Annotated in this window: 22 protein-coding genes and 2 tRNA genes; 12 read left to right on the top strand and 12 right to left on the bottom strand. The window is 74.1% G+C overall.

Features of this window, described 5'->3' with window-relative positions; all coding sequences use genetic code 11:
- Window positions 1–10 precede the first annotated feature (10 nt).
- Both BTM25_RS10185 and BTM25_RS10190 read right to left on the bottom strand, forming a co-directional pair.
- Window positions 11–83: transfer RNA gene (locus tag BTM25_RS10185), tRNA-Lys, on the bottom strand.
- A 67-nt stretch (window positions 84–150) separates the two neighbouring features.
- A complete protein-coding gene (locus tag BTM25_RS10190) occupies window positions 151–738 on the bottom strand; it encodes a response regulator transcription factor (RefSeq protein WP_103562431.1) in 588 nt (195 codons plus the stop codon).
- A gap of 200 nt (window positions 739–938) precedes the next feature.
- Here BTM25_RS10190 and BTM25_RS10195 point away from each other — a divergent pair, with 200 nt between their 5' ends.
- The 6 genes from BTM25_RS10195 (at window position 939) to BTM25_RS10220 (ending at window position 5,233) form a co-directional block, all read left to right on the top strand.
- Complete coding sequence (locus tag BTM25_RS10195; RefSeq protein ID WP_103562432.1) at window positions 939–1,736, top strand: carbon-nitrogen hydrolase family protein; 798 nt, start codon at window positions 939–941, stop codon at window positions 1,734–1,736.
- Window positions 1,737–1,769: 33 nt separating this feature from the next.
- Window positions 1,770–2,099: an ArsR/SmtB family transcription factor gene (locus tag BTM25_RS10200; RefSeq protein WP_103562433.1), complete on the top strand. Its 330-nt coding sequence runs from the start codon at window positions 1,770–1,772 to the stop codon at window positions 2,097–2,099.
- Complete coding sequence (locus BTM25_RS10205) at window positions 2,096–2,788, top strand: aquaporin (protein WP_103562434.1); 693 nt, start codon at window positions 2,096–2,098, stop codon at window positions 2,786–2,788. The genes BTM25_RS10200 and BTM25_RS10205 overlap by 4 nt, the downstream gene beginning before the upstream one ends.
- A complete protein-coding gene (locus tag BTM25_RS10210; RefSeq protein WP_268877651.1) occupies window positions 2,772–3,176 on the top strand; it encodes an arsenate reductase ArsC in 405 nt (134 codons plus the stop codon). Before BTM25_RS10205 ends, BTM25_RS10210 begins: the two co-directional genes overlap by 17 nt.
- A gap of 210 nt (window positions 3,177–3,386) precedes the next feature.
- Window positions 3,387–4,580 (top strand): MFS transporter, encoded by a 1,194-nt coding sequence (locus BTM25_RS10215; protein ID WP_168212073.1) that lies wholly within the window; start codon window positions 3,387–3,389, stop codon window positions 4,578–4,580.
- A 17-nt stretch (window positions 4,581–4,597) separates the two neighbouring features.
- Window positions 4,598–5,233, top strand: coding sequence for a DUF6875 domain-containing protein (locus BTM25_RS10220; RefSeq protein ID WP_103562436.1), 636 nt, complete (start codon window positions 4,598–4,600; stop codon window positions 5,231–5,233).
- Here BTM25_RS10220 and BTM25_RS10225 read toward each other — a convergent pair.
- The 3 genes from BTM25_RS10225 to BTM25_RS10235 form a co-directional block, all read right to left on the bottom strand.
- Window positions 5,219–6,601, bottom strand: coding sequence for a hypothetical protein (locus tag BTM25_RS10225; RefSeq protein ID WP_103562437.1), 1,383 nt, complete (start codon window positions 6,599–6,601; stop codon window positions 5,219–5,221). The two genes, BTM25_RS10220 and BTM25_RS10225, sit on opposite strands and share 15 nt — an antisense overlap.
- An 80-nt stretch (window positions 6,602–6,681) precedes the next feature.
- On the bottom strand, window positions 6,682–7,620 hold the full coding sequence (locus BTM25_RS10230; protein WP_205648020.1) for an NADP-dependent oxidoreductase: 939 nt from the start codon (window positions 7,618–7,620) through the stop codon (window positions 6,682–6,684).
- Between the two features lie 37 nt (window positions 7,621–7,657).
- Complete coding sequence (locus tag BTM25_RS10235; RefSeq protein WP_103562438.1) at window positions 7,658–8,299, bottom strand: class I SAM-dependent DNA methyltransferase; 642 nt, start codon at window positions 8,297–8,299, stop codon at window positions 7,658–7,660.
- Window positions 8,300–8,419: 120 nt separating this feature from the next.
- Between BTM25_RS10235 and BTM25_RS10240 the strand changes: the two genes are divergently transcribed.
- Window positions 8,420–8,869 carry a VOC family protein gene (locus tag BTM25_RS10240; RefSeq protein WP_235828324.1) on the top strand — a complete coding sequence of 150 codons (450 nt, stop codon included), beginning with the start codon at window positions 8,420–8,422 and terminating at the stop codon, window positions 8,867–8,869.
- 1 nt (window position 8,870) lies between these two features.
- On the opposite strand, the gene BTM25_RS10245 is transcribed toward BTM25_RS10240, so the two are convergent.
- The gene (locus BTM25_RS10245) at window positions 8,871–10,103 is read right to left on the bottom strand and encodes a lipase family protein (protein ID WP_103562440.1); all 1,233 of its coding nucleotides are present in this window, start codon (window positions 10,101–10,103) and stop codon (window positions 8,871–8,873) included.
- A 208-nt stretch (window positions 10,104–10,311) separates the two neighbouring features.
- On the opposite strand from BTM25_RS10245, the gene BTM25_RS10250 reads away from it, so the two are divergent.
- From BTM25_RS10250 to BTM25_RS10260, 3 genes are all read left to right on the top strand, one after another.
- Entirely contained in the window at window positions 10,312–11,562 is a 1,251-nt protein-coding gene (locus BTM25_RS10250; RefSeq protein ID WP_103562441.1) for a SpoIIE family protein phosphatase, read from the top strand.
- Between the two features lie 60 nt (window positions 11,563–11,622).
- Window positions 11,623–12,282: a hypothetical protein gene (locus BTM25_RS10255; RefSeq protein ID WP_103562442.1), complete on the top strand. Its 660-nt coding sequence runs from the start codon at window positions 11,623–11,625 to the stop codon at window positions 12,280–12,282.
- 154 nt (window positions 12,283–12,436) lie between these two features.
- Entirely contained in the window at window positions 12,437–12,907 is a 471-nt protein-coding gene (locus BTM25_RS10260) for a DUF488 domain-containing protein (protein ID WP_103562443.1), read from the top strand.
- On the opposite strand, the gene BTM25_RS10265 is transcribed toward BTM25_RS10260, so the two are convergent.
- From BTM25_RS10265 to BTM25_RS10280, 4 genes are all read right to left on the bottom strand, one after another.
- Window positions 12,892–13,740 carry a hypothetical protein gene (locus BTM25_RS10265; RefSeq protein ID WP_103562444.1) on the bottom strand — a complete coding sequence of 283 codons (849 nt, stop codon included), beginning with the start codon at window positions 13,738–13,740 and terminating at the stop codon, window positions 12,892–12,894. The two genes, BTM25_RS10260 and BTM25_RS10265, sit on opposite strands and share 16 nt — an antisense overlap.
- Window positions 13,741–13,871: 131 nt before the next feature.
- Window positions 13,872–13,944: transfer RNA gene (locus tag BTM25_RS10270), tRNA-His, on the bottom strand.
- A gap of 67 nt (window positions 13,945–14,011) precedes the next feature.
- Window positions 14,012–14,626, bottom strand: coding sequence for an oligoribonuclease (gene orn / locus BTM25_RS10275; RefSeq protein ID WP_103562445.1), 615 nt, complete (start codon window positions 14,624–14,626; stop codon window positions 14,012–14,014).
- A 136-nt stretch (window positions 14,627–14,762) separates the two neighbouring features.
- Window positions 14,763–15,407: a pyridoxamine 5'-phosphate oxidase family protein gene (locus tag BTM25_RS10280; RefSeq protein ID WP_103562446.1), complete on the bottom strand. Its 645-nt coding sequence runs from the start codon at window positions 15,405–15,407 to the stop codon at window positions 14,763–14,765.
- A 68-nt stretch (window positions 15,408–15,475) separates the two neighbouring features.
- Between BTM25_RS10280 and pdxR the strand changes: the two genes are divergently transcribed.
- Window positions 15,476–16,942: a MocR-like pyridoxine biosynthesis transcription factor PdxR gene (gene pdxR, locus BTM25_RS10285; protein ID WP_235828325.1), complete on the top strand. Its 1,467-nt coding sequence runs from the start codon at window positions 15,476–15,478 to the stop codon at window positions 16,940–16,942.
- Window positions 16,943–17,796: 854 nt separating this feature from the next.
- Window positions 17,797–18,870, top strand: a complete 1,074-nt coding sequence (locus BTM25_RS10295) for a phosphotransferase family protein (protein WP_103562447.1) — start codon at window positions 17,797–17,799, stop codon at window positions 18,868–18,870.
- Between the two features lie 32 nt (window positions 18,871–18,902).
- Here BTM25_RS10295 and BTM25_RS10300 read toward each other — a convergent pair whose 3' ends face one another.
- A complete protein-coding gene (locus tag BTM25_RS10300) occupies window positions 18,903–20,375 on the bottom strand; it encodes an RNA polymerase sigma factor (protein ID WP_103562448.1) in 1,473 nt (490 codons plus the stop codon).
- Between the two features lie 251 nt (window positions 20,376–20,626).
- The gene (locus BTM25_RS10305) at window positions 20,627–23,116 is read right to left on the bottom strand and encodes a substrate-binding domain-containing protein (RefSeq protein ID WP_103562449.1); all 2,490 of its coding nucleotides are present in this window, start codon (window positions 23,114–23,116) and stop codon (window positions 20,627–20,629) included.
- Window positions 23,117–23,168 lie beyond the last annotated feature (52 nt).

Below are 23,168 nucleotides of genomic sequence, written 5' to 3' on the forward strand. Positions count from 1 at the left end.
GGGTGTGCGGTGCGCCGTCAGGGACTTGAACCCCGAACCCGCGGATTAAGAGTCCGCTGCTCTGCCAATTGAGCTAACGGCGCCTGTCGGCCGGTTGCGTCCCGGCGACAGGAAGAAGACTAGCAGCGGGCCGGGGACTGCGCGAATCGTTTAAACGGGCCGGTCGGGGGCCGTGACCACGCTCATCATGCCGCGCCACAGCGCGATCGCGGTGGCGCGCGAGCCGACGCCGAGCTTGGAGTAGATCCGGTTCACGTGGTTCTTGACGGTCTTCTCGCTCAGGAAGAGCTGGCGGGCGATCTCGCCGTTGGAGCGGCCGGACGCGATCAGGTCCATGACCTCGGCCTCGCGGGCGGAGAGGCCGAGGCTGGTGCGGGACGCGTCGCGGACGCCGCGGATCAGGTCGGCGACGGTGAACGCGCCGGGGACCAGGTGGCCGCTCGCGCCGGCGCGCAGGGCGGTCTCGACCGTCGCGCGGTCGCCCTGGGCGGCGAGCACGAACACGCGGGACGCGCGGCTCAGCGGGGCGGTGTGCCCGCCGAGGGTGGCGTCGGCGTCGAGCAGGACGATGTCGGGCCGGACGCGTTCGGCCAGCTCGGCGGCCTCGTCCCCGCCGGACGTCTCCGCCACGACCTCCAGTTCGGCGCTGCCCTTGAGCAGGGCCACCACCTCGGCGCGGGCGTGCGGATCGCCGTCCACGACGAGGACGCGCAGTGGGGCCGTTTCGTCAACGTTCATCCCGCCTCCGGCGGTCGCCCTTGGCTTTTATAAGGTCGGAGCATAACCGTCCCATGAACCAAGGTCGATGGACGCGGCGACGCGCCGCAGATCATGCGGGCTTCCGCCCGGCGAATGGGATCCCGGACGGGCCGGAGGTGGACATTCGCCCGGCCGCTCCGTCTGCTAAACCGGAGTCGGGAGCGCCGAGGGAGGCTTGCATGGTCCGGATCGCCGTCGCGCAGTTCGAGCCCGGAATGGACAAGGACGCCAACCGCGACCGGGTGGCGGACCTCGTCGCGTCCGCCGCCGCGCGGGACGCCCGCGTGGTCGTCCTGCCCGAGTACTCGATGTTCACCGCGCCGCGCATGGACGAGCGGTTCGTGACGTCCGCCGAGCCGCTGGACGGCCCGTTCGTCGCCGCGGTCGCCGCGTCCGCGCGCAAGCACGGCGTGCACGTCGTCGCGGGGTTCGCCGAGCGCACCGGGGATCCGGAGCGCGCGTCCAACACGCTGGTGGCCGTCGCGCCGGACGGCGACGTCGCCGCGAGCTACCGCAAGACGCACCTGTTCGACGCGTTCGGCTACCGCGAGTCGGACTTCCTCGTCCCGGGCCCGCTCGCCGACCCCGAGCTGTTCACCGTGGACGACCTGACGTTCGGCCTCCAGACCTGCTACGACGTGCGGTTCCCCGAGGTGACGCGGCGGATCGTGGACGCGGGCGCCGACGTCCTCGCGCTGCCCGCCGAGTGGGTGCCGGGGCCGCTGAAGGAGGACCACTGGCGGACGCTCGTGCGCGCCCGCGCCATCGAGAACACGATCTACGTCGCCGCCGCCGACCAGTGCGGACGCGCGGGCGCGGGCAACAGCATGATCGTGGACCCGATGGGCATCGTGGTCGCGTCGCTGGGCGAGGCGCCCGGGGTCGCGGTGGGGGAGATCGAACGGGAGCGGGTGGCGTCCGTCCGGGGCGTGAACCCGGCGCTGGAGCTGCGCCGCTTCACGGTGATTCCCCGGTAGCCACGCTGGATAGATGTGTGTCAAATTAGACGCATGTCTAATCAAGGGTGCGGCGCTCCGCTGGTCGGCGCGCCGCTGACCGAGCGGGAGGCCGGCGAGCTGGCGGTCCTGTTCAAGGCCGTCGCCGACCCGGTGCGGCTGCGGCTGCTGTCGCTGATCGCCTCCCACGAGGGCGGCGAGGCGTGCGTGTGCGACCTGACCGCCGCGTTCGACCTGACCGGCCCGACGATCAGCCACCACCTCAAGGTGCTGCGGCAGGCCGGGCTGATCGACGCCGAGCGGCGCGGGACGTGGGTCTACCACCGGGTCGACGCGGCGGTGCTGGGGCGGCTGTCGGCCGTCCTGCGTCCGCCGGGCCGATGACGCTCGCGCGCCGCGCGTTCGCCGAGGCGCTCGGCACGGGGCTGCTCGTCACGGTGGTCGTCGGGTCGGGGATCATGGCGCAGCGGCTGTCGGACGACACCGGGCTGCGGCTGCTGGAGAACAGCGTCGCGACGGCCGCCGGGCTGGCCGTCCTGATCCTGCTGCTCGGTCCGGTGTCGGGCGCGCACTTCAACCCCGTGATCACGCTGGTGGACTGGGCGCTCTCCCGGCACGCCGACGGACGGACGGTCGCCGTCTACCTGCTGGCCCAGACCGGCGGCGCCATCGGCGGCGCGGTGCTCGCCGACCTCATGTTCGGCCTGCCCGCCGTGACCATCGCGGCCCACCACCGGACGGGCGCGGACCTGTGGCTCGGCGAGGTCGTGGCCACCGCCGGGCTCGTCGCGCTGGTGTTCGCGCTCGCCCGGCAGGGCCGCGCGGCGGCGGCCCCGGCGGCGGCCCCGGCGGCGGTCGGCGCGTACATCGGCGCCGCGTACTGGTTCACGAGTTCCACGAGCTTCGCCAATCCGGCCGTGACGGTCGGCCGCGCGTTCACCGACACGTTCGCGGGAATCGCGCCGTCCTCGGTCCCGGGTTTCGTCGCCGCGCAGTTCGTCGGCGGGGCGCTGGGGGCCGTGCTCGTCCTGACGCTCTACCCGACCGGAGAATCCCGTGCCCGACGTTCCTGAGGTGCTGTTCGTCTGCGTCCACAACGCCGGACGGTCGCAGATGGCCGCCGCGCTGCTCGACCACCGCGCGGCGGGACGGGTGCGGGTGTGCTCGGCAGGTTCGGCGCCCGCCGCGTCCATCAATCCGGCCGTCCGCGAGGTCATGGCGGAGATCGGGCTGGACCTGTCCCGGGAGTTCCCGAAACCGCTGACCGGCGAGGCGGTGCGGGCGGCGGACGTCGTCATCACGATGGGCTGCGGCGACGTCTGCCCGGTGTTCCCGGGGAAGCGCTACGAGGACTGGGCGCTGCCCGACCCGGCCGGGCTCCCCGCCGCCGAGGTCAGGCCGATCCGGGACGCGATCGACGCCCGCGTCCGCGCCCTGCTCGCGGAGCTTCTCCCGGCCTGACCTGCGCGGCGACCGCGAGGAGACGGCGGACTCGCGGGCGGGGTGACACTCACGTCGCAGACCTGGCACGGACGGTATTCACACGGCTACACTTAGTGATCTCTTCATGACTTCGCGTAGTTCGGGGTCGCGGTGTCGCCGGAAGGAAACCAGACCATGACCAGGGCATTAGCGATCCCGCACCGATCCGGCTGAGCGCACGGGGCCGTGGTGGGGTACCTCGCACTGCTCCGGCGTCCACGGCCGTGCGCGCTGTGGACGGCCCAGACGTTCTCGGTCATCGGCGACCGGCTCTACATGCTGGCCGTCGCGTGGCTGGTCTGGGACGCGTCGCGCTCGGCGGCGCTGCTCGGCCTCGCCGCCGTCGCGGGCGGGCTGCCGTACGTCCTGGTCGGGACGGCCGGGCGCCGCGTGCTCCCGCGCCTGGCCTCGCTCCGCGCGCTCGCCGCCGTGGACGCGGCCCGCGCGGTGGTCGCCGTGGCGCTGCCGGTGTGGTGGACGGTCCGGGAACCGAGCGTCGCCGTCCTGTTCGGCGTCGCGGTGCTGCTCGGGACGCTCGGCGCGGTGTTCGAGCCCAACCTGAAGGCGCTGCTGCCCGGCTTCGTCGCGCCCGGCGAGATCCGGCAGGTGGTGGCGCTGCTGGACGCGGGCGCGCGGGTCGCGCGGTTCGCGGCGCCGGGCGCGGCGGCCGTGCTGCTGGTGGCCGTCCCCGCCCAGACCCTCTACGCGATCGACGCCGCCACGTTCGTCGTGTCGGCGGCGGCGCTCGCGACGCTCGGCCGCGCCACGGCGCCCGCGCAGCCCGAGGCCCCGGCCGCGCGGACGCAGCTTCCGGTGCTGCGCGGGCGGCCCGAGCTGACCTGCGCCATCGCCGTGCACGGCGTCGCGACGCTGCTGACGACCGTCACGATCGCGCTGCCGATCCTCGTCACCGCGCGCTTCCACGCGGGCGCCTCGGCGTACGCGACGGCGTCCGCGTGCATCGGCGCGGGCGCGCTGCTCGGCAACGCCCTGGCGGGCCATCTGCGCTCGCTCGGCCGGTTCCCCGCGTCGTACTGCGCCGCGTGGGTCGCGTGCGGGCTGATGCTCGGCTCGCTCGGCCTGGCCCCGACCCCGCTCGCCCTCGACGGGCTGTGCGTCCTGCTCGGGATCACCACCCCGTTCATGTCGGTGATCCTCCAGACCGCGCTGTCGGCGTTCCCGCACGCCGACCGGATCCGGCTGATGAGCCTGGACGTCACGGCGGTCCGCGCCGGGGAGACCGCCGGAATGCTCTTCCTGCCCCTGCTGGCCTCGGCCGACGTCGCGGCCGGGTTCGTGCTCAGCGGCGCCGCCACCGCCGCCGTCGCGCTCGCCGGATGGGCCGTCGCGCCGTCCGCCCCGCGCCCGCTCACCGATCCGTGACCCGATGGAGGACCCCGATGGAGAACACCCCTGACTGCACCGCCGCCGTCATGACGTGGCTGCGCGACGAGATCGCCCGGCCGTCGCCCTTCCTCGGCCGGGACGGCGACGTGTGCCCGTTCATGCGCCCCGCCCTGGACGCCGACGCGATCGACGTCCGCGTCGAGCCCGCCGAGGACTGCGCCGACCCGGCCCGCCTGCGCGCGCTGGTCTGCCGGGAGATGGACGACTTCCTGCGCGGCGCCGGGGCCGACACCGCGCCGCGCCGCGCCCTGGCCGGGCTGGTGCTGGCGTTCCCGGCGGCGGCGCCTGGCGGCTGGACGGTCCTGGACGCCGCCTACCCCGAACTCAAGGAGCAGGCCGTCACGCGCGGCTTAATGATCGCCCAGTTCCATCCGGAGTGCGACGTCCGCGCCGTCCGCAACCCCGACCACCCGGTCGCGCGCGGCCCGGTCGCGGCGCTCGCGATGCGCCGGATGGCGCGGCACGACGTGCTGTTCCTGCACGAGCGGGCCGAGTGGTACCGCCGCTACGAGGCACGGTTCGGGGGCGGGCCGGTCGTGCGCGACGCCGCGTCCGACCCGCTCATGCACGAGCTGTGGGTGCAGGCGCGGCGCCGCGTCGAGACACCGGCGGACTCAGCGCAGGGGTGAGGGCACCGCGTTCCCCAGCGGGTGCGGGCCGAAGATCGCGTAGGCGCCGCCGCCCCGCGCCCCGTTGAGCACGGGCCCGGCGCTCATCCGCGCCGAGTAGCCGATCACCCGGCCGTCCAGGACGGGCGCGACCAGGTCGTGCAGGTAGGTGCCGTTGTCGGCGTCGACCGCGCCGGCCTGGACGCGCTCCTGGACGAGCCAGCCCCGCCGCTCGGGCGCGGTGACGATCCGCTCCCAGGCGTCGGCGTCGCACTCGGAGCCGAGGTGGACGTCCCGGCCGTGGAAGCTGTAGGGCGCCTTGAGGACCAGCTCGTCGCGCCGCCGCAGCACCTCGGCCGCCTCGATGCCGTCGCCGAGCTTGCGGCCGTAGGGGACGAGCGCGTCCAGGTGCGCGGTCTCGGCCGGGTCGAACAGCCGCCGGAACCGGGGGTCCGACAGCGCGGCCAGGCACAGCTTGTTCTCCGCCACCCAGCGTGCGCCGAGCGGGTTGGGCGCGGCGATCGTCCCGTCCAGGAGACGTTCGCAGAACCGGTCCCAGCCGGGGACCTCGTCCAGTTCCATCGGGATGAACTTGAAGTAGCCGAGCCGGACGTCGCGGGCCGCGTCCGCGTCGTCGGCGCGGATGAAGACCGTCTCGCGCCCGCGCGCCGCGAGCTGCCGCGCGACGAGGTCCAGCTCGAACTTCGTGCTCTTGCTCGCGTGGAACAGCCCGATGGGACGCCCGTCGTCGGGCACGCCGCGCGACCGGCCGAAGCCGAGCAGCCAGTCGGCGAACCAGTGCTCGCCCTCGAACGGGGCGGGCGCGGGCGCCCACGCGGCGAGGACGGGCGCCAGCGACGACTCGCGCCAGAACCGGTTGAGCATGCCCGTGGAGATCACGCCGCCGGGGCTGCTCGGGTTGAACTCCAGCACGCGGACGGTGCCGAGCGTGGCGCCGAGCAGGTCGAGCCGGCAGTAGTCGACGCCGAGCCGTCCGGCCGCCTGGCCGCGCATGATCCAGCGGTGCAGCGGCGCGGGGACGGCGAGGAAGTCCTGAAGTTCCGGATCGCCGGGATACGCCCGGACGACCTTCTCCAGCGACCCGACCACGCTCTGCACGCGGCGCCGCAGCTCCGGCTCGGCGCGCGGGTGCAGCACCGACACCACGGGCCGGACGGGGAACGGCACGCGCGGCGCGCCCGGCGCGGAGATCTGCATCAGCGCCTCGTCGGCGACGCGCTCGCACACCTCGTCGTAGGCGGTCGCGAGGACCGGCGACGCGTCCGGCCGGCCGCTCATGCGCCGCCGGGGGTCCACCAGGGGCAGGTCCTGCGGCGCGGACGGCGCCGGTTCGCCCAGGTCGAGCCCTTGTACGCCGTGCTCCGTCATCTGCGCTCCCGTCCGTCCGGTGACCGTGTCGTCACGCAGAGTTTAGGAGTGGTCACGGAGCGTCCGGAGGGGTTTCGGGGTCAGATGCGGATGACGGTCTTGCCGTCGGCGTGCCCCTTGCGGCTCTCGGCGAGCGCGGCCGGGGCCTCCTCCAGCGGCGGGTCCGCGTGGATCGCCACCCGCAGGTCGCCCGCCTGGACCAGCGCCGCGACGTGCTCCACCGCCGCCGCGCCGCCGCGCGTCTCGAAGTTGACGCCGCGCAGGCCCCGCGCGTCCATCGCGTCGGGGTTCACGGCGTCGACCGTCGACAGGTAGGTCCCGCCGGGCCGCAGCAGGCCCGCGACGTGCTCGGTCACGGGCGGCCCGCTGACCAGGTCGATGATCGCGTCGACCTCGCCGTGCGCCGCCAGGACCTGGGCGTTCAGGTCGTCCTGGTAGTCCACGACGGTCGCGGCGCCGAGGTCGCGCATCCGGTCGGCGGCCTCCGGACGGGCCGTCGCGACGACGTCCGCGCCGCGCGCGGCGGCGAGCTGCACCGCGTTCTGCCCGACGCCGCCGGACGCGCCGATGATCAGGACGGTCTGCCCCTCGGCGATCCCGGCGTCGTCCATCAGCTCGACGGCCGCGACGCCCGCCGTCGGGAGCGCGGCGGCCAGCACGTAGGGCATGTCCTCGGGCATCACGACGACCGCGTCGTCCGGGCCCGCCACGGTGAACTCGGCGTAGGTGCCCTGGCCCCGGACGGCGCCGTGGAACGCTCCGAACACGCGGTCGCCCACCTTGAGCCGTGTGTCGTCGGACCCGGCGGCCGTCACGACGCCCGCGCCGTCCGTGCCGAGGACCAGCGGGAACCGCGCGTCCGGGACGTCCTTGCGCAGCCCGTCGGCGATCTTCCAGTCCAGCGGGTTCAGGCCCGCCGCCACCAGCTCGACCTGGACCTCGCCCGGTCCGGGCTCGGGCTCGGGCAGGTTCATGAGCGACGGAGTCGCCCCGTACTCGGCCACGGTGATGGCTCGCATGGTGATCCCCCGATTCACGTGCGACGTGGCGCCGCGCCTACCCGTCCGCCGGCCGGTTCATGCGCCGCGCCAGCAGGTGCGCCTGCGGGACGTTCTCGCGGCCCTCGGGCGCCCGGATCGTCCGGACGCGGACCGCGAAACCCGCCGCCTCCAACTGCGCGGCGACGCGGTCGGGGTCGAGGCGGTGGAAGTCGAGCGAGACGGGCCGTCCGAACGGCTCGACCAGGCGCAACGGCTCGTCGCCGACCTGGAAGCCCAGCATCAGGTGCCCGCCCGGAGCCATGACGCGGTGGAACTCGGCGAACACCGACGGCACCGCGTCCGGCTCGATGTGGATCACCGAGTACCAGGCGAGCAGGCCGCCGAGCGCGCCGTCGGGGAGGTCCAGCCCGGCCATGGCGCCCTGCCGGAAGGGGACGTCCGGGAACGTCCGGCGCGCGAGCGCGACCATCTCGGGCGACAGGTCGATGCCGGTCACGTCGCAGCCGAGCCCGCGCAGGTACGCGGTCACGCGGCCGGGACCGCTGCCGACGTCGGCGACCGGGCCGCCGCCTGCCAGCTCGGCGAACAGGGCGAGCGAGGCCCGGTCGGCGGGACGGTCCTCAAGGACGGTCCGGAACATCTCGGCGTACGGGACGGCGATGGCGTCGTAGGCGGCGCGAACGGAGTCGGGGGACATGGACGACGACCGTACCGCCCCGCGCGACGAAGATCGGGAATCTCGCCAAACGCCGGTCATGGTAGGGCGTGACCTGGGACGATGACGGTTCGGCGGGTGGTGAGTGGGGAGCATGCGAGCGTGTCCCGAGGCATCGACCACATCGGGGTGACCGTCCCGGACCTCGACGCGGCGACCCGGTTCTTCGTCGAGGCCTTCGATGCGGCCGTCCTGTACGACACGCTGCGCCGCGACGACGGCCCGGACACCGGGCGGGGGCTCGGCGCGCCCGCCGAGGTCGCCGTCCGGATGCTCGCCCTTCCCGGCGGGCCCGGCATCGAGCTGTTCGCGTTCCGGACGCCCCGGCGCGACCCGGGCGACCTCGGCCGCCAGCACATCGCGTTCTACGTGGACGACATCGAGGCCGCGGCGGCGCGCGTCAGCCGCGCGGGCGGGATTCCGCTCGGCGACCCGCGTCCGGGGGGCAACCGCTTCTGGTACGCGCGGACGCCGTGGGGCGGGACCCTCGAACTGCTCACCCACGCCGACCCGCGGCCCCGCGAGCAGGCGACGGACCGGCGCCGCCCGTGACTCAGCACGTCCCGGCGGCGGGCAGCCCGGTGAAGCGGGCGCCGAGCCACGCCGCGACGTCCTGCGCGGCAAGGCCGGCCGTGTCGAAGTGGCCGCCGTCGTAGTCCCTCCGGTACCGCGTCGTGATGCCCGCGCGGCAGTACGCGGCGGCGGTGGCGTCCTCGACGGACGTCGGGACGACCTCGTCCGCCGTCCCCCGGTACTGCAGGACGGGGAACGGCACGGTGTACTTCGCGCCCGACCCCGGGCGGCCGACGTTCACACCGAGCCGCTGGTCGTCGATGATCTGGCCCCACGTCCGCCCGTCGGGGCCGTCCAGGTCGTAGAGGCGGTCCAGCGTCAGGCGGCCCGCCGTCAGGTCCTCGATCCGGGCGAAGTAGAAGCCGGAGAGCGCGGCGGGCAGGCAGGTCGTCCGGACGTCCGCCATCGCCGCGCGCCCCCGGTCGTCGAGCAGTTCGGTGAACGGCATCGACGGGTAGGCCGCGCTCAGGCCCGCGACGGCCTCGGCGAGCAGGCCCGCGAACAGGCCGCCGTCCAGCGCGGCGGCGGTCGCGCGCAGGTCGCCGGGGACGCCGCCCGCCGCCGCGCCGACGACGTGGACGTCCGGCGCGTACGACGCCGCGAGCTGCGCCGCCCACAGCGCCGCCGCCCCGCCCTCGGAGTACCCGGCGAGGCCGACGGCCGTGAACGGGAGCAGGGCCGTGCCGGGAAGCCGGAACGCCGTCCGGGCCGCGTCCAGCAGCGCGTGGCCCGCGTTGACGCCCGCCAGGGTCGTGTGCGTCTGGCCCTTCAGGAAGCCGACGCCGTCCGCGGCGGCGACGGCGTAGCCCGCCCGCAGGTACGGCGCCAGGTCCGTCCCCGCGCCTCGCGACGGAGCGCAGGCGGTGGCGAGACCCGTCGCGGCGGACGCGTGCGCGACGACCGGGCGCACGCCGGGGCCCGTCCACGGGGCGTCCGGGACGGCGATCGTCCCCGACACCGCGATCTTCTGCCCGCGCAGGTCCGTCGACACGTACTGCACCTGCCAGGCGTGGAGCTTCACACCCGCCCGCAGCGTCACCGGACGGCACGCGAGGACGTCGCCCGGATCGCCGGTGATCGCCTCCGGCGGCGTCATGACCGCATCGGCGGTCGCGCGGCAGTCGGGCGCCGCGGCGGCCGGCGCGGCCACCGCGAGCGACGACCCGGCGGCCAGCGCGAACGCGAGGACCGCCCGGCCGAGTCTGCGTCTCATCGTCTCTCCACGGGAGCGGGACCGGAGGGGGTGGATCCGGTCAGAGGAAAACGGTCGCCCGTAAGCCGGGCGCACGGCTAGTGACGTCCGCGCACGAGTGGATCCCGCAAATGTGCGGACGAGTGAGGAAAACGTGGCGTTCCACGGCACCCGCAGCCGTCGTTTGAGGCGGCGGCCGAGCAGGAAGGACAGGGAAGGGGGATACCAGATGGCATCGGAGCTCGATTACGCGGACATCTTCCTCGCGACGCCCAACCCGTACATGGTCCTCGACACCGATCTCGTGATCAGGTGCGTCAACCGGGCGTACACGCAGCTCACCGGGCTGCCGCGCGAGGAACTGGTGGGCAGGCCCATCTTCGAGGCCTTCCCCGCCAACCCGGCCGACCCCGGCGCCGTCGGGGCGCGCAACCTCGACACGTCGCTGCACCGGGTGCTCGCCACCGGACGTCCCGACACGATGGGGCTCCAGCGCTACGACGTGCCGATGCGGGACGCGTCGGGGAAGGCGATGGAACGCTGGTGGTCCGGCTACAACACCCCGGTCTTCGGGCCGGACGGGACGGTCACCGCCATCATCCACCGCGTCGAGGACATGACCGAGTTCGCCCGGTACGGCGCCGAATCCCCGATCCTCGCCGGGGAACCGGGCGAACCGGGCTCCGAGCCCGCGCTGGCCGAGGGCGAGCGGTTCGAGCGGGCGCGGGAGCTGCTGCGGCTGAACGAGGAGCTTCAGGAGGCGCACGCGCGGGAACGGGAGGTCGCCGTCACGCTCCAGGAGGCGATGCTCCAGGCGCCCGACCTGGCCCGGCACCGCGACATCGCCGTCCGGTACCGTCCGGCCGCCGGAGCGCTCAACGTGTGCGGCGACTGGTACGACGTCGTGGACCTCTCCCCGGACCGCTTCTCCGTCGGGATCGGCGACGTCGTCGGCCACGGCCTGGAGGCCGCGTCCGTCATGGGGATGCTCCGCAGCGCCCTCAGCGCCGCCGTCCGCGCCCTCCAGAGCCCAGCCCAGGCACTCGACGTCCTAGGCCTCTACGCCCGATCCCTGGAAGGCGCGATGGCAACGACGGCCGCGAAGGTCCTCATCGACACCAGCAGCGAGGTGATCACCTACAGCAGCGCGGGCCACCCGCCGCCGGTGCTCGTCCACGCCGACGGCACCCACGAACTACTGGACCAGGCCACCGACCCGGCCCTCGGCGTCCGCATCAAGGACGTCCCGCAACCTCAGGCCAGCCTCTCCTACGGCGCCGACGACACGCTCGTCCTCTACACCGACGGCCTCATCGAACGCCGCGACGAGGACATCGACGTCGGCCTGAACCGCCTCACCGAAGCCGTCACCGCCGGCCGCACCCTCCCCGCCGAAGACCTGGCCGACACCCTCCTGGACCGCCTCGTCCCCACCTCCGGCGCCGCCGACGACATAGCCCTCGTCATCGTCCGCCTCTGACCCCGGCGCGTATGCGACGCTGATCGCGGACAGTGCGGTGGCGGGCGAACCGGGCAGGGAATGGACGACGCGGATCCTTACAAGAGCTGGCGCTCGGCGATGGCGCGCCTGGTCGGGAGCACGGACGACCTGATCCGCTGGCAGGACCGTCGTTACCGGTTCGCCAACGAGATCGGCCGTCTGCTGACGGAGCCGTCCGGCGACCGGCCCGTGGTCGACGGGGCCGTGCTCTACGGCGTCTACGTGTCCGGGGTCGGCCTCGCGTACGTGGGCCAGACCGGTGACGCCCGGCGACGGCTTCGCGATCTGCCGATCGGCGAGAGCCATCACCTGGGCATGACGGTGCCGCCGGAACTCTGGGAAAAGATCATCGTCGTCTGCTGGCCCCTGCTCGCGGACACCCTGCCGCAGCCCGCCCGGCGGACGGTGACCGGCCTGGACCCCGAGGTGGTCGGCCTGGCGCTGGAACATCTCGTCCAGGTCGAGTACCGACCTCCGCTGAACGCGCGAAGCCGCGGCGCGAACGGCACCTGGCGCGAGCGCCGGGTCATCGGAAGCCGCTCCCGCGGCGCCCTGCACGCGCATATGGTCCAGTCCCTGTACGAGCTGGTCCGTGACGCATGGCAGGACCTGTCCGCACCGTCCCCTTCCGAGCCCACACCGCCCGTACGCACGACTTCGGCAGGCCGGGTGGTGTACCCGTCGGCAATGAACGACTGAAGAGGAACGACCACGGCTCTGACACAGGCCGTGGACGGTCGGTGCGCCCCTGAGGTCGGACAAGCTGGATATTACTTCGCAGGCCGATCAATAACGGCCGACTTCGAGAACGCGGATCATTGGACGCGTCACCCGGCATGAGAGGCTGGTCGCCATGCTCCGCACCGATCAGCGCGCCGGCCGGACCGGTCTGACAGGGATCGGCTATCAGGGACACGACGTCGCGTCATTCCTGGAGCGACTCTCCGGGGAGGGTGTGGACCTCCTCGTCGACGTCCGGTTGAACCCGATCTCACGCAAGCGGGGCTTCAGCAAGACGGCGCTGTCGGACGCGTTGAGGTCGGAGGGAATCGAGTACGCGCACGCGCGTCCGCTCGGCAACCCCAAGGAGAACCGGGCGGGTTTCGGCGGAACGACCGCCGAACTGCGGGCTGCGCGGCGCACCTTCTCCGGAGGACTGGAAGCGCCCGCGGCGCGGGAGTGGCTCGCCAGGCTCGCGGAGTGGGCGACCGAACGCCGAGTGATGTTGCTCTGTTTCGAGGCCGAGCAAGAACGCTGCCACCGCGACGTGGTCGCCTCCGCGGTGGACGCCTTGGCGGCGGAGAGCCGTCAAACCTTGGGGTAGAAGCAGCCCAGCACCATGAACCCGTGCTGGTGCTTAGCCTGGTTGCCGACATAGAAGACAGTGTCGCGACCTGGACCGCACATCTGGTCGAAGAACTTCCGCCGGAGCTCGGTTCGGATGTCGGCATCAGTGCGATCACGCAGGTTGCGCTGCAGTGCGACCCATTCCCAGTCGTAAATTCCCTGCTCATGTCCCTTGCAGCGGGCTGACTCGCAGAGGTACCGGTACCAGCCTTTGAAGCGGGGCGCCTCCAGCGCGGTACGCGGCGCGCTGTCGAAGAGGTCTTCCTGCTGCATGTAGCGGTCGATTTTCGCCTGCTCGGCGGTGGTCCAACCCGGGTGGGGCTCGATCTTCAGATCCTTGACCGTTCGCGGACGTACGGCCGCCAGGGACCGGGCGGGCGGACGGTCCCGGACGGCATTGAGCACTTCGCACATGGACCGCTGCACGTGGTCGACGACGAAGGGCCGCCGTTTCTTCCAACCGTCGAGGTGCGCCTCGGTGCGGACGGTGTGGATGATCGGTCGGTAGCTTTCGGCCCGGGGGTCGGTGGTCGTCGGCCGGACCTTGAGCCACACGATGTCGTACTTCTTGAACGTGTGCTCGCTCTCCAGTTGGCGGAAGTTGATCGGGTAGAGCCGTATCCACGCGGTCGGACGACAGTCGATGCGGATGCCCGCCACACAGACCGTCTCGCCGTACGTCTCGGACGGGTTGGGTGCGGCCTTCACCGTGATCAGCATCTGCATTTCCACCTCGCGGCGGTCCGTCGGCTTCTCCAACGGCGCGTCATCGTCCGGCGCATCGAACGAGAGCTGGTCAGCATGGCCCATGAGAACGAGGGTCCGTCGCGTGAACGGACGACGCCAGCGGGTGGCCGCATCCGGCAGGCGGCGCGGCTCGTCCGGGAACGCGAAGAGGGCCCGGTCGGTTGGACCGGGCCCTCTTCGCGTTGTTCACTCGGGGTGAGTGAGGGGACTTGAACCCCCGACATCTTGGACCACAACCAAGTGCTCTGCCAGCTGAGCTACACCCACCGTGGCCGCTGTGTTCGCGGCTTCCAGTAGTGTAGCGGCTCCGCCGGGGTGGTGCGCCACCGCGTTTCTAGGCCGGACGGGGGGTGGCGGCGATGGCCTCGGCGGCGAGGGCGCGGGCCGTCTCGGAGTCCGGGCCGGGCTGCGGGACGAAGACCGACGAGCGGTAGTAGCGCAGTTCCTGGATGCTCTCGGTGATGTCGGCCAGCGCGCGGTGGCCGCCCTTTTTGGCCGGGCTCGCGAAGTACGCCCGGGGGTACCAGCGGCGCGCCAGCTCCTTGATGGAGGAGACGTCCACCATCCGGTAGTGCAGGTGCGCGTCCAGGGCGGGCATGTCGCGGGCCAGGAACGAGCGGTCCGTCGCGATCGAGTTGCCGCACAGCGGCGCCTTCTTCGGGTCCTTCACGAACCGCTTCACGTAGGCGAGAACCTCGGCCTCGGCCTCGGCGAGCGTGACGCCGCCCGGCAGGGCGTCCAGCAGCCCGGACGTGGTGTGCATGTCCCGGACGACCTTCGTCATCTGCGTCAGCGCGGCGTCCGGCGGCCGGATGATGACGTCGATGCCCTCGTCGAGAATCGTCAGCTCGCTGTCGGTCACGAGCACCGCTATTTCGATCAGGGCGTCGTTCCGCAGGTCGAGACCGGTCATCTCGCAGTCGACCCACACCAGCTTCTCGTTCGTCATGCGCCCTCTCACCTGCGACGATCCTCTGCCGTGCCGCGACGGCGGGGACCGGGCGCACGCCCCGGCCCGGCGTCGGCGGACATGGTCACCACGCCAGGTTATGCCTCCGCCGGGCCGGGAGCGGCCGTGCCGGGCCTCAGGCGCCGGAAAGCGCGGCGGGCAGGGCTGTTCCGGGGCGCAGCAGCGGGTCCGGGACCGGGTCGCCGAGGACGGTCCGGACGGGCACCACGCCCGCCCACGCGTCCAGCGCCAGGTCGGCCTCCTCGTCGGACGGCGGGCCCTGCCGCGTCTTCACCGACGCCTCGGCGAGGGACAGCGCGAGGACGGCCGTCGCGGCGAATTCCTTCGCGTTCGGCTCGCGCGCCTCGTCCCAGCGGCCGGGCACCAGGTTCTCGACGATCGCGCGGAGCCCGGCGAGCTTCTCGGCCCGGTCGGTGACGAGCCGGGGCGTCCCGAAGACGAGCGCGCTGCGGTAGTTCACCGAGTGGTGCATCAGCGAGCGGGCGAGGACGAGGCCGTCCAGCAGCGTCACGGTCACGCACACGTCGGCCGTCGCGCCGCGCACGCTCGTCGCGCCGGTCGAGCCGTGCAGGTAGAGCGTGTCGCCGGAGCGGCCGTAGGCGGTCGGGATGACGCGCGGGGTCCCGTCGATCGTCACGCCGAGGTGGCAGATGTTGCCCTCGTCCAGGATGCGGTACAGGTCCTCGCGGGAAACGGATCCGCGTTCCGGAAGGCGGCGCAGGCGGGACCGTTCGGTCGGTGAAAGCGGCGTCAGCGTCATGACGGTTACGCTAGAACCCGAGTGGCCTGGCCAGTAGAGCCACTTCGCGGCGAGAAAGGGAGACCACTTTGCTGCCCGTCACGGTCGACCGCGCGGACGCGGCGCCGCTGCGGACCCAGATCGTCCGGCAGCTCAGGGCCGCGATGCGCGACGGACGGCTCGTCGCGGGGGAGCGCCTGCCGTCCGGCCGGACGCTCGCGGCCGAACTCGGCGTCAGCCGGACGGTCGTCACCGAGGCGTACGAGCAGCTCTACGCCGAAGGCTGGATCGAAGGACGGCACGGCTCGGGCACCTACGTCACCGACGTCGTCCCCGCCCCCGAGACGAACGACCCGATACCGAAGCAGATCCCCTATGCCGGACGCGTCGCCCCGCCCGGCGCGATCGACCTGCGTCCCGGAACCGCGTTCGCCGGCGCCCTGGACACCCCCGCCTGGCGGCGCGCGTGGCGGCTCGCCGCGACCGCGCCGGCGAGCGAGCGCTCCGACCCGCACGGCCTGCCAGGACTGCGCGCCGAACTGGCCGCCTACCTGCGGCGCGGCCGGGGCGTCGCGTGCGCCCCCGGCCAGATCGTCGTCACCCGGGGCGCGACGAACGGGCTCGCGCTCGCCGCCGCCGCGCTGCTGCGACCCGGACAGCGCGCGGGCGTCGAGGAGCCCGGCTACGGCAAGGCGCACGCGGCGCTGGCGGCGCGCGGGCTGGAGGTCGTGCCGTGCCGCGTGGACGACCACGGGCTCGTCGTCGCCGACCTGCCCGACGATCTCGCGCTCGTCTACACGACGCCCGCGCACCAGTTCCCGCTCGGCGGCGTCCTGCCGGTGCCGCGCCGGCAGGCGCTCGTCGCGTGGGCGCGGCGCACCGGCGCGCTGATCGCCGAGGACGACTACGACGGCGAGTTCCGCTTCGACGTCGGCCCGCTGCCCGCGCTGCACGGCCTCGACCCGGACGTCGTCCTCTACCTCGGCACGACCGCGAAGATGCTCACCGCGCGGATGGGCCTCGGCTGGCTGGTGGCGCGGCCCGACCTCGCCGCCGCCGTCGCCCGGCACCGCGACCTGGTCAACGACCGGACGTCCGCGCTGGCCGAGGAGGCGCTGCGGGTGCTGCTGGAGCGCGGCGACCTGGAGCGCCACGTCCGGCGCGTCCGGGCCGAGTACGCGCGCCGCCGCGCCGTCGTCACCGGCGCGCTGCGCGGGCTCGACGTGCGGGGCAGCACGGCGGGCCTGCACGTGGTCGTCGCGCTGCCCGCCGGGACGGCCCGGCGCGTCCGGGACGAGGCCGCCGCGCGGGGCGTGCTCGTGGACGCCCTCGACCGGTACCGCACCGAGCCCGCCGAGGGGAGCGGGCTCGTCATCGGCTACGGCGCGGCGGCGTCGCCGGACGAGCTCAGGACCGGATGCTCGCTGGTTCGGGCGCTGGCACGGTCGGCACCGCCGCCAGGTCGCCGGGCAGCCGGGGCACCGGCAGCCGGGGCGCGCGGTCCTCGCGGGGCAGCGGACGCGGCAGCGGCGCGACCGGCGTCTCCGGACCGGTGACGCGCCGGATGTCGATGGCGCCCGGGTCGGGCCGTCCGGGTCCGGGCACCTGCGAGGCGCCGAAGTGGCCGCCGCGCGCCCAGGCCCGCCGGTCCCGCCGGGCCTGGTAGGACTGCGGCGGGGGCAGCGGCGGCCCGGCGGGCCAGCGGCGCGCGACGCCCCAGGCGTCCAGCCACATGAGGATCGTGTCCAGGCCGGTCAGCGGGGTCGCGGTGAACGGCTCGTGCGCGGATCCGACGACCATGATCTGCAGGCAGGCCCGTCCCTCACGGCCCGCCGCGCCGATCGTCCCCGCGGCCCGGGTCGCCGGGACGAGCTGGACGATCTCCCCGGTGCGCGGATTCCACACGAGGTGCGCGGGCCGTCCGGCGCGGACGAGGTCGGCGGCGACCGACCGGGCCGACACCACCCGCGCGTCGGAGTCGCTGGCCAGCCACACCGCGCGCGGGGCGCCGCCCCGCAGCGGTCCGCCGTCGTCGCCCGCCGGCGACCGGCCGGCCTCCGGTAGCCATGCGTCTGCCACCGTGTGTCCTCCCCAATCGGGCTTCGTGCCCCGAATTGGTCTCGTTATCCTGTGTTAGCCCAGTTGGGCATGGATGTCCACCCCGAGAGCGTCCCGGGGTGACCTGGGGTGATCCGTGCCGTCGCGGGGTCGTACCCCGCCGGTCGCGCGGATCCACCTGGCGCCGGGACGATCTGGCTCACGGTGGCGGATCGTGACCGCGTCGTCGCAGGTGGGCGGCCTGGCGTGCGCGCCGGGCCGCGCGGCCGGATGTGGCCGCCGCGTTCCGGCGGGACGCCTGCGCCGGGACCGCCGTCCCGGGAGCGGCCGAGCCGCGTTCTAATAGGTCGTCATGAAGGACGAACCCGCAGTGCCCGGCGTCGACGTCCCGCGCCTCGCCGCCTGGCTGGCCGAGGCGCTGCCCGGCTCCGGCCCCGTCACCGCCGTCGATCTCATCGCGGGCGGCCGGTCCAACCTCACCTACCGGGTCGCGCTCGGCGACGGCCGCGACGTCGTGCTGCGCCGGCCGCCGCTCGGGCACGTCCTGCCGACCGCGCACGACATGGCCCGCGAGTACCGCGTGATGGCGGCGCTCGGCGCGGCGTCCGGCGTGCCGGTGCCCGCGATGCTCGCGTTCTGCGCCGACGCCGGCGTCATCGGCGCGACGTTCTACGTCATGGACTTCGTCGCGGGCCGCGTCCTGCGCACCGAGGCCGACGCCGCCGACCTCGCCCCGGCGCAGGCCGGCGCGCTCGGCGACCGGCTCGCGGACGCGCTCGCCGAGATCCACACCGTCGACCCGGAGCGGGCGGGGCTCGCGGACTTCGGCCGTCCGGCCGGGTACCTGGAGCGCCAGCTCCGCCGCTGGGGGCAGCAGTGGGAGCGGTCGCGCGACGCCGTCCGCGCCGCCGGGGCCGACCGCGACCTGCCCGGGTTCGACCGGCTCGTGGCGCGGCTCGGCGAGCGGCTGCCGCCCGACGCGCCCGGACGGCTCGTCCACGGCGACTTCCGCCTCGACAACGCGCTCGCCCGGCTGGAACCCGAACCGGCCATCGCCGCCGTCGTGGACTGGGAGATGTCCACGCTCGGCGACCCGCTGTCCGACCTCGGGCTGACGCTCGTCTACTGGACCGAGGCCGGGGACGCCGAACGGCTGCCCGTCGGCGCGACCGTCACCGCCGCGCCCGGCTTTCCGACCCGGCGCGAGTTCGCCGCGCGGTACGCCGCCGCCACGGGCGCGGACCTGTCCGGGCTGGACTACTACGTCGCGTTCGCGTGCTTCAAGCTGGCGGCGATCCTGGAGGGGATCCACGCGCGGTTCCTCCAGAACGCCACGGTCGGCGCCGGGTTCGACCTGGTCGGCGCGGCCGTCCCGCTGCTGTTGGACCGTGCTCATCGCGTCCTGGACTCGGGCTCCGCCTGGTGAGCGCGGAGCGCTGAGCCGACGCGGCGGGATCACTACTGACCGGCCGCCGGGGGCTTGCACGACCAGGCCACGGGGGTGACGCCGCCGCCCCCGGAGAACTCCACCGAGTACGCGTAGGACTGCTCGTCGCCGTCCGTGCAGACCGCGCGGCTCACGACGACGACGCCGTTCCCGCGTCCGGCGCTGCGGCTGAGCCGCAACGGCCCCGAGGCCGACGCCGTCCAGGCCGTGCCGGGCGGCGCGGTGACCGTGAGGACGCAGGACGTCACCCCGGTCAGCTCGCATCCGCCACCGACCTTCACCGCCCCCGTGACCGGCGGCCGGGCCGGCGGCTTCGGGCGCTTGGTGCGGGTGGGCTTCGGGGTCGGGCGGCGGGTCGTCGGGGTGGCGGACGGCGTCGGAGCGCTGGTCGTCGGCGTCGGCGCGGACGTCGTCGGCTCCGGGGACGGGCTGTCCTGCGGCGACTCCGACGGGTCGGCGGCCGGCGTGGACGCCGCCGTCCCGAGCCCCGCCGCCGGGCTCTCCGAACCCGGCATCAGCAGGTACCCGCCCGTCACCACGAGGATCACGGCCGCGGCGGCGCCGAGCGCGGGCCAGAGCCGGGGCGGGGTGCGGCCCCGGCGGGGCTCGTCCGCCTCCGCCCGCGCGTCCGGCGGGAGCGGCAGGCCGTCCGGACCGAACGGCCCGGCCCGCCGGGCGGCCTCCGCCACGATCCCGGGATCGGCGGCGGCGTCGGTGATCGCACCGGGCAGCTCGCCCGGCATCATCGCGACCGGCAGCGCCTGGAGCAGCCGCGCGGCCGACACCGAACGGCCCCGGTGCGCGGCGCAGACCCGGCAGTCCTCCAGGTGGGCGACCAGCGCGCGGGCGGTCGCGGGGTCGACCGGCCAGCCGCCCCGGTCGGCGAGCACGGCGGCCTCCCGGCAGCCGTGCCCCCGGGAGCGGGCGATGAGCGCGGCGGCGACGGCCTCGTCCAGCCTGGCCCGCGCGACGGCGGCGAGACGGGCGGCGTCGGCGGACTCCAGCCCGAGGACGACGCCGATCTCGGGCGTGTCCAGGTCGTGGCGCAGCAGCAGGTCGAGCGTCTCGCGCTCGCGGCCCCGCAATGCGGCGAGGGCGCTGTGCGCGAGCCGGCGGGCCTCCAGCAGCCGGGCGTGCTCGGCCTCGTCCAGGAAGGCGTCCTCGGCCTCGGGCGCCTCGATCCGCTCGTCCGGACGGTCGGGGTCGCGCAGCCGCAGCAGGCACTCGTGCCGGACGAGCGCGTACAGCCAGGCGCGGAGCCGTCCGCCGCCGCCGGCCAGGGAGCCGTGCGCGCCCGCGGCCAGCAGCGCGTTGTACAGCGCCCAGGAGGCTTCGTCGCGGTCGCGCAGCAGCGCGTGGGAGTAGTCGTAGAGCCGGGCGCCGTAGCGGTCGGCGAGCAGGCCCGGCGCGGCCGCGTCGCCGGTGGCGAGCGCGCGGGCCAGACGCTCGTCGGCGGCGCGGTCGAGGGTGGGCCAAGCGGACACGGGGTCCTCCCGGAGCGGAGTCGGTGATGCGGGTGCCGGAGCCGAGAGGGTGGGCGCTCCGGGCACCGCGGCCGGGTCCGGCCCGAGGCCCCGGACGAGGCACAGGGCGTGGAGTATGGAGGCCCGACGGCCCCGCTCCCCGTCGGGCCTCCGTATAAGAGACGGCCCGCCCCGGCGACCGGTTGACAGGTTCGCAGCGAAATTTCGGAGATTTCAGTCGGGGGCCGGGCGGGCGGCCCGGCCCCCGGCGGTCATTCGTTGATCCGGCGGGCCAGCAGCTTCAGGACGATCTTCTGGATGTCCTGCGGGGTGTTCGCGAGCTGGACCGTCCCGTTGGTGATCCGGCCGATCTCCCGGAGCGACGCCTCGTCGACGTCCTTCCCGTAGCCGATCATGTTCACCTGGATCGGCTTGTCCGGGTCGCGCATCGCCCTGAGCTGCGCGACCGCCTGCTGGAGCGTCGGGCCGTCGGGGTCGTCGTTCTGGCCGTCGGTGAACAGCAGGATCGTGTTGACGAACTCCGGCTTGTACGTCCGGTTCATCTCCTTGTACGCGGCGAGGATCGTCGCGTACAGGCCCGTGTCGCCGTCCGGCTTGGGCCGCATCTGGTTGAGCTGGGTGAGGACCATGTTCCGGCGCGTCGTGGAGCCGATGCGCTCGCCGAGCCCGCCGATCGGGACGAGTTCCCGGTAGTCCCGGTTGCCCACGAGCTTGGTCGAGAACGACCACATGCCGAGTTCGGTGTCGTTGGAGAGCATGCTCAGCCCGCCCTGCTCGACGCGCGTGAGCGCCTGGAGCCGGTTCATCCCGCCGCCCACGGGCTCGGCCATCGAGCCGGACACGTCGGTGAGGGTCAGGATCCGGATCCCGAGCGACAGCTTCGACCACGCCTGCATCGTCTGCGCGACGTCGGCGGGCCGGGGCGGCGGGAGCTGGCGGGGACGGGCCGGGCTCACGCCGTACTTCTCCGCGAACGCCGTCGGCGCCTTGCCGTCCGGCGAGCGGAAGCCCAGCTCACGGACGTCCGTGCGGGTCGCGTCGGTGTTCATCGCCTGTTCGAGGAGGCCCGCCGCCTCCTTCTTGTCACCGTCGTCGGCCGTGACGGTGAACGGGTAGTCCAGCGACAGCGTGCCCTCGACCGGGTACAGCGCGACGGCCGGTTCCGCCGGGTTCGTCCGGTTGTAGCTCCACAGGGCCTGCTCGGACGAGATGCTGATCGGCTGCTTGCCGCTGCGTCCCGGGCGGAACTGCTTGAACGTGTCGGCGGGCTTCTGGACGGTCGCCTCGCGGACCGTCCGGACGATCCCGGTGAAGATCGAGTCCCGGTTCGGGTCGTTGGTCAGCAGCTCGCCGGTGAGGACCAGGCCGCCGAGGCCGACGGCGTTGACCGTCGGGTCCGGGACGACCATCCGCACCGCGCCCGGCGGGATCATCTGGTTCTTGGTGACGCCGCCGCCCGCGACGCCGCCCGCCGCCTTCAGCAGGTTGTCCCAGGACGGCGTCGCGGTGACGCCCTCCTTCTGGAGCTGCGCGGCGAGGGTGTGCGGCAGGCCGACGACGATCGGGCTCGACGCGACGGACGTCCGGCTGACCGTGATCTTGTGCCGGGCCTTGTCGGTGCTGGTCTGGACGAGCGACGTCCACAGGGTCGAGTCGGGGATCCACACGTCCGGCTGGCGGGTGGTGTCGGACGGGACGCCCTGCCCGGACAGCACGGTCGCCACCGACGACGGGTCGTCGGCGCCGACGGACGCCTGGACGCACTTCCCGCCGACCTTGCGCCCCTGGTCGTTGAACCGGCTGACGGCCTTGCGGACGGCCGGCGCGATGTCGGGGGCCGCCGAGACGCGCAGCCGCAGCGCGCCGTCGCCGCCGCAGCCGCCCGTCCCGAGGAACGCGTAGACGCCGACGCCGAGCAGTACCGCGAGGCCGATCGCGCCCGCCAGCGGGCCGATGAGCAGGCCGCGGCGCTTCTTGCGGCGGCGGCCGTACTCGCCGGAGCCGCCCGGCCCGCCCGGTCCGCCGGAGTCGCCGCCCGAACGGCCGCCGAAGAAGCCGGACTCGCGTTCGCCCGAGCCCGACATGGTGTCGTAGCCGCGGTACCCCGCGCTGGACGCGCCGGGCAGCGTGTACCCGCCGATCTCGCCGGACCCGGGCCGCTCGTACCCGCCCGACGACTGTCCGTAGCGGCCGCTCCCGGCCGAGGGCCGCTCGAACCCGCCCGTCCCGGACGGCGGCAGCTCGAACCCGCCCGAGGGCCGCTCATATCCGCCGGTACCGCCCGTGGGCCGCTCGAAGCCGCCGCTTCCGGCGGACGGCCGCTCGTATCCGCCCGTTCCGCCCGTGGGCCGCTCGTACCCGCCCGATCCGGCCGGCGGACGCTCGAAGCCGCCCGTTCCGCTCGGCGGCGGCGCGAACCCGCCCGTCCCGGACGGCGGCTGCTCGAAGCCGCCGCTCGCCGTGGCCGGGCGCTCGTAGGCCCCCGAGCCGTACCCGTACGTCCCGTAGGGCCCGGACGAGGGCGGAGGCGGCGTCGTCCCGCGGGAACCGCTGTCGGACGCCCCGCCGAAGCCGGACCATTCGCCGGACTCGCCGGGCGTCACCCGCGGGCTCTGGCTGTCGCGCGGCGCGAACCAGTCGGACGACCCGTCGTTGGCCGGCCCGAAGACCGGACGGGACGGGTCGTGCTCACCGCCCTCCGCCCCCTCATCAGGGAAGTCGTTGCGATGACGTCCGCTCACGGCAGCCTCGATTCACCAGAAACACGTTCATGTTCCCCGGCACTGTAGTAGT

The sequence above is a fragment of the Actinomadura rubteroloni genome, assembly GCF_002911665.1.
In the GTDB taxonomy this organism is placed as follows: domain Bacteria; phylum Actinomycetota; class Actinomycetes; order Streptosporangiales; family Streptosporangiaceae; genus Spirillospora; species Spirillospora rubteroloni.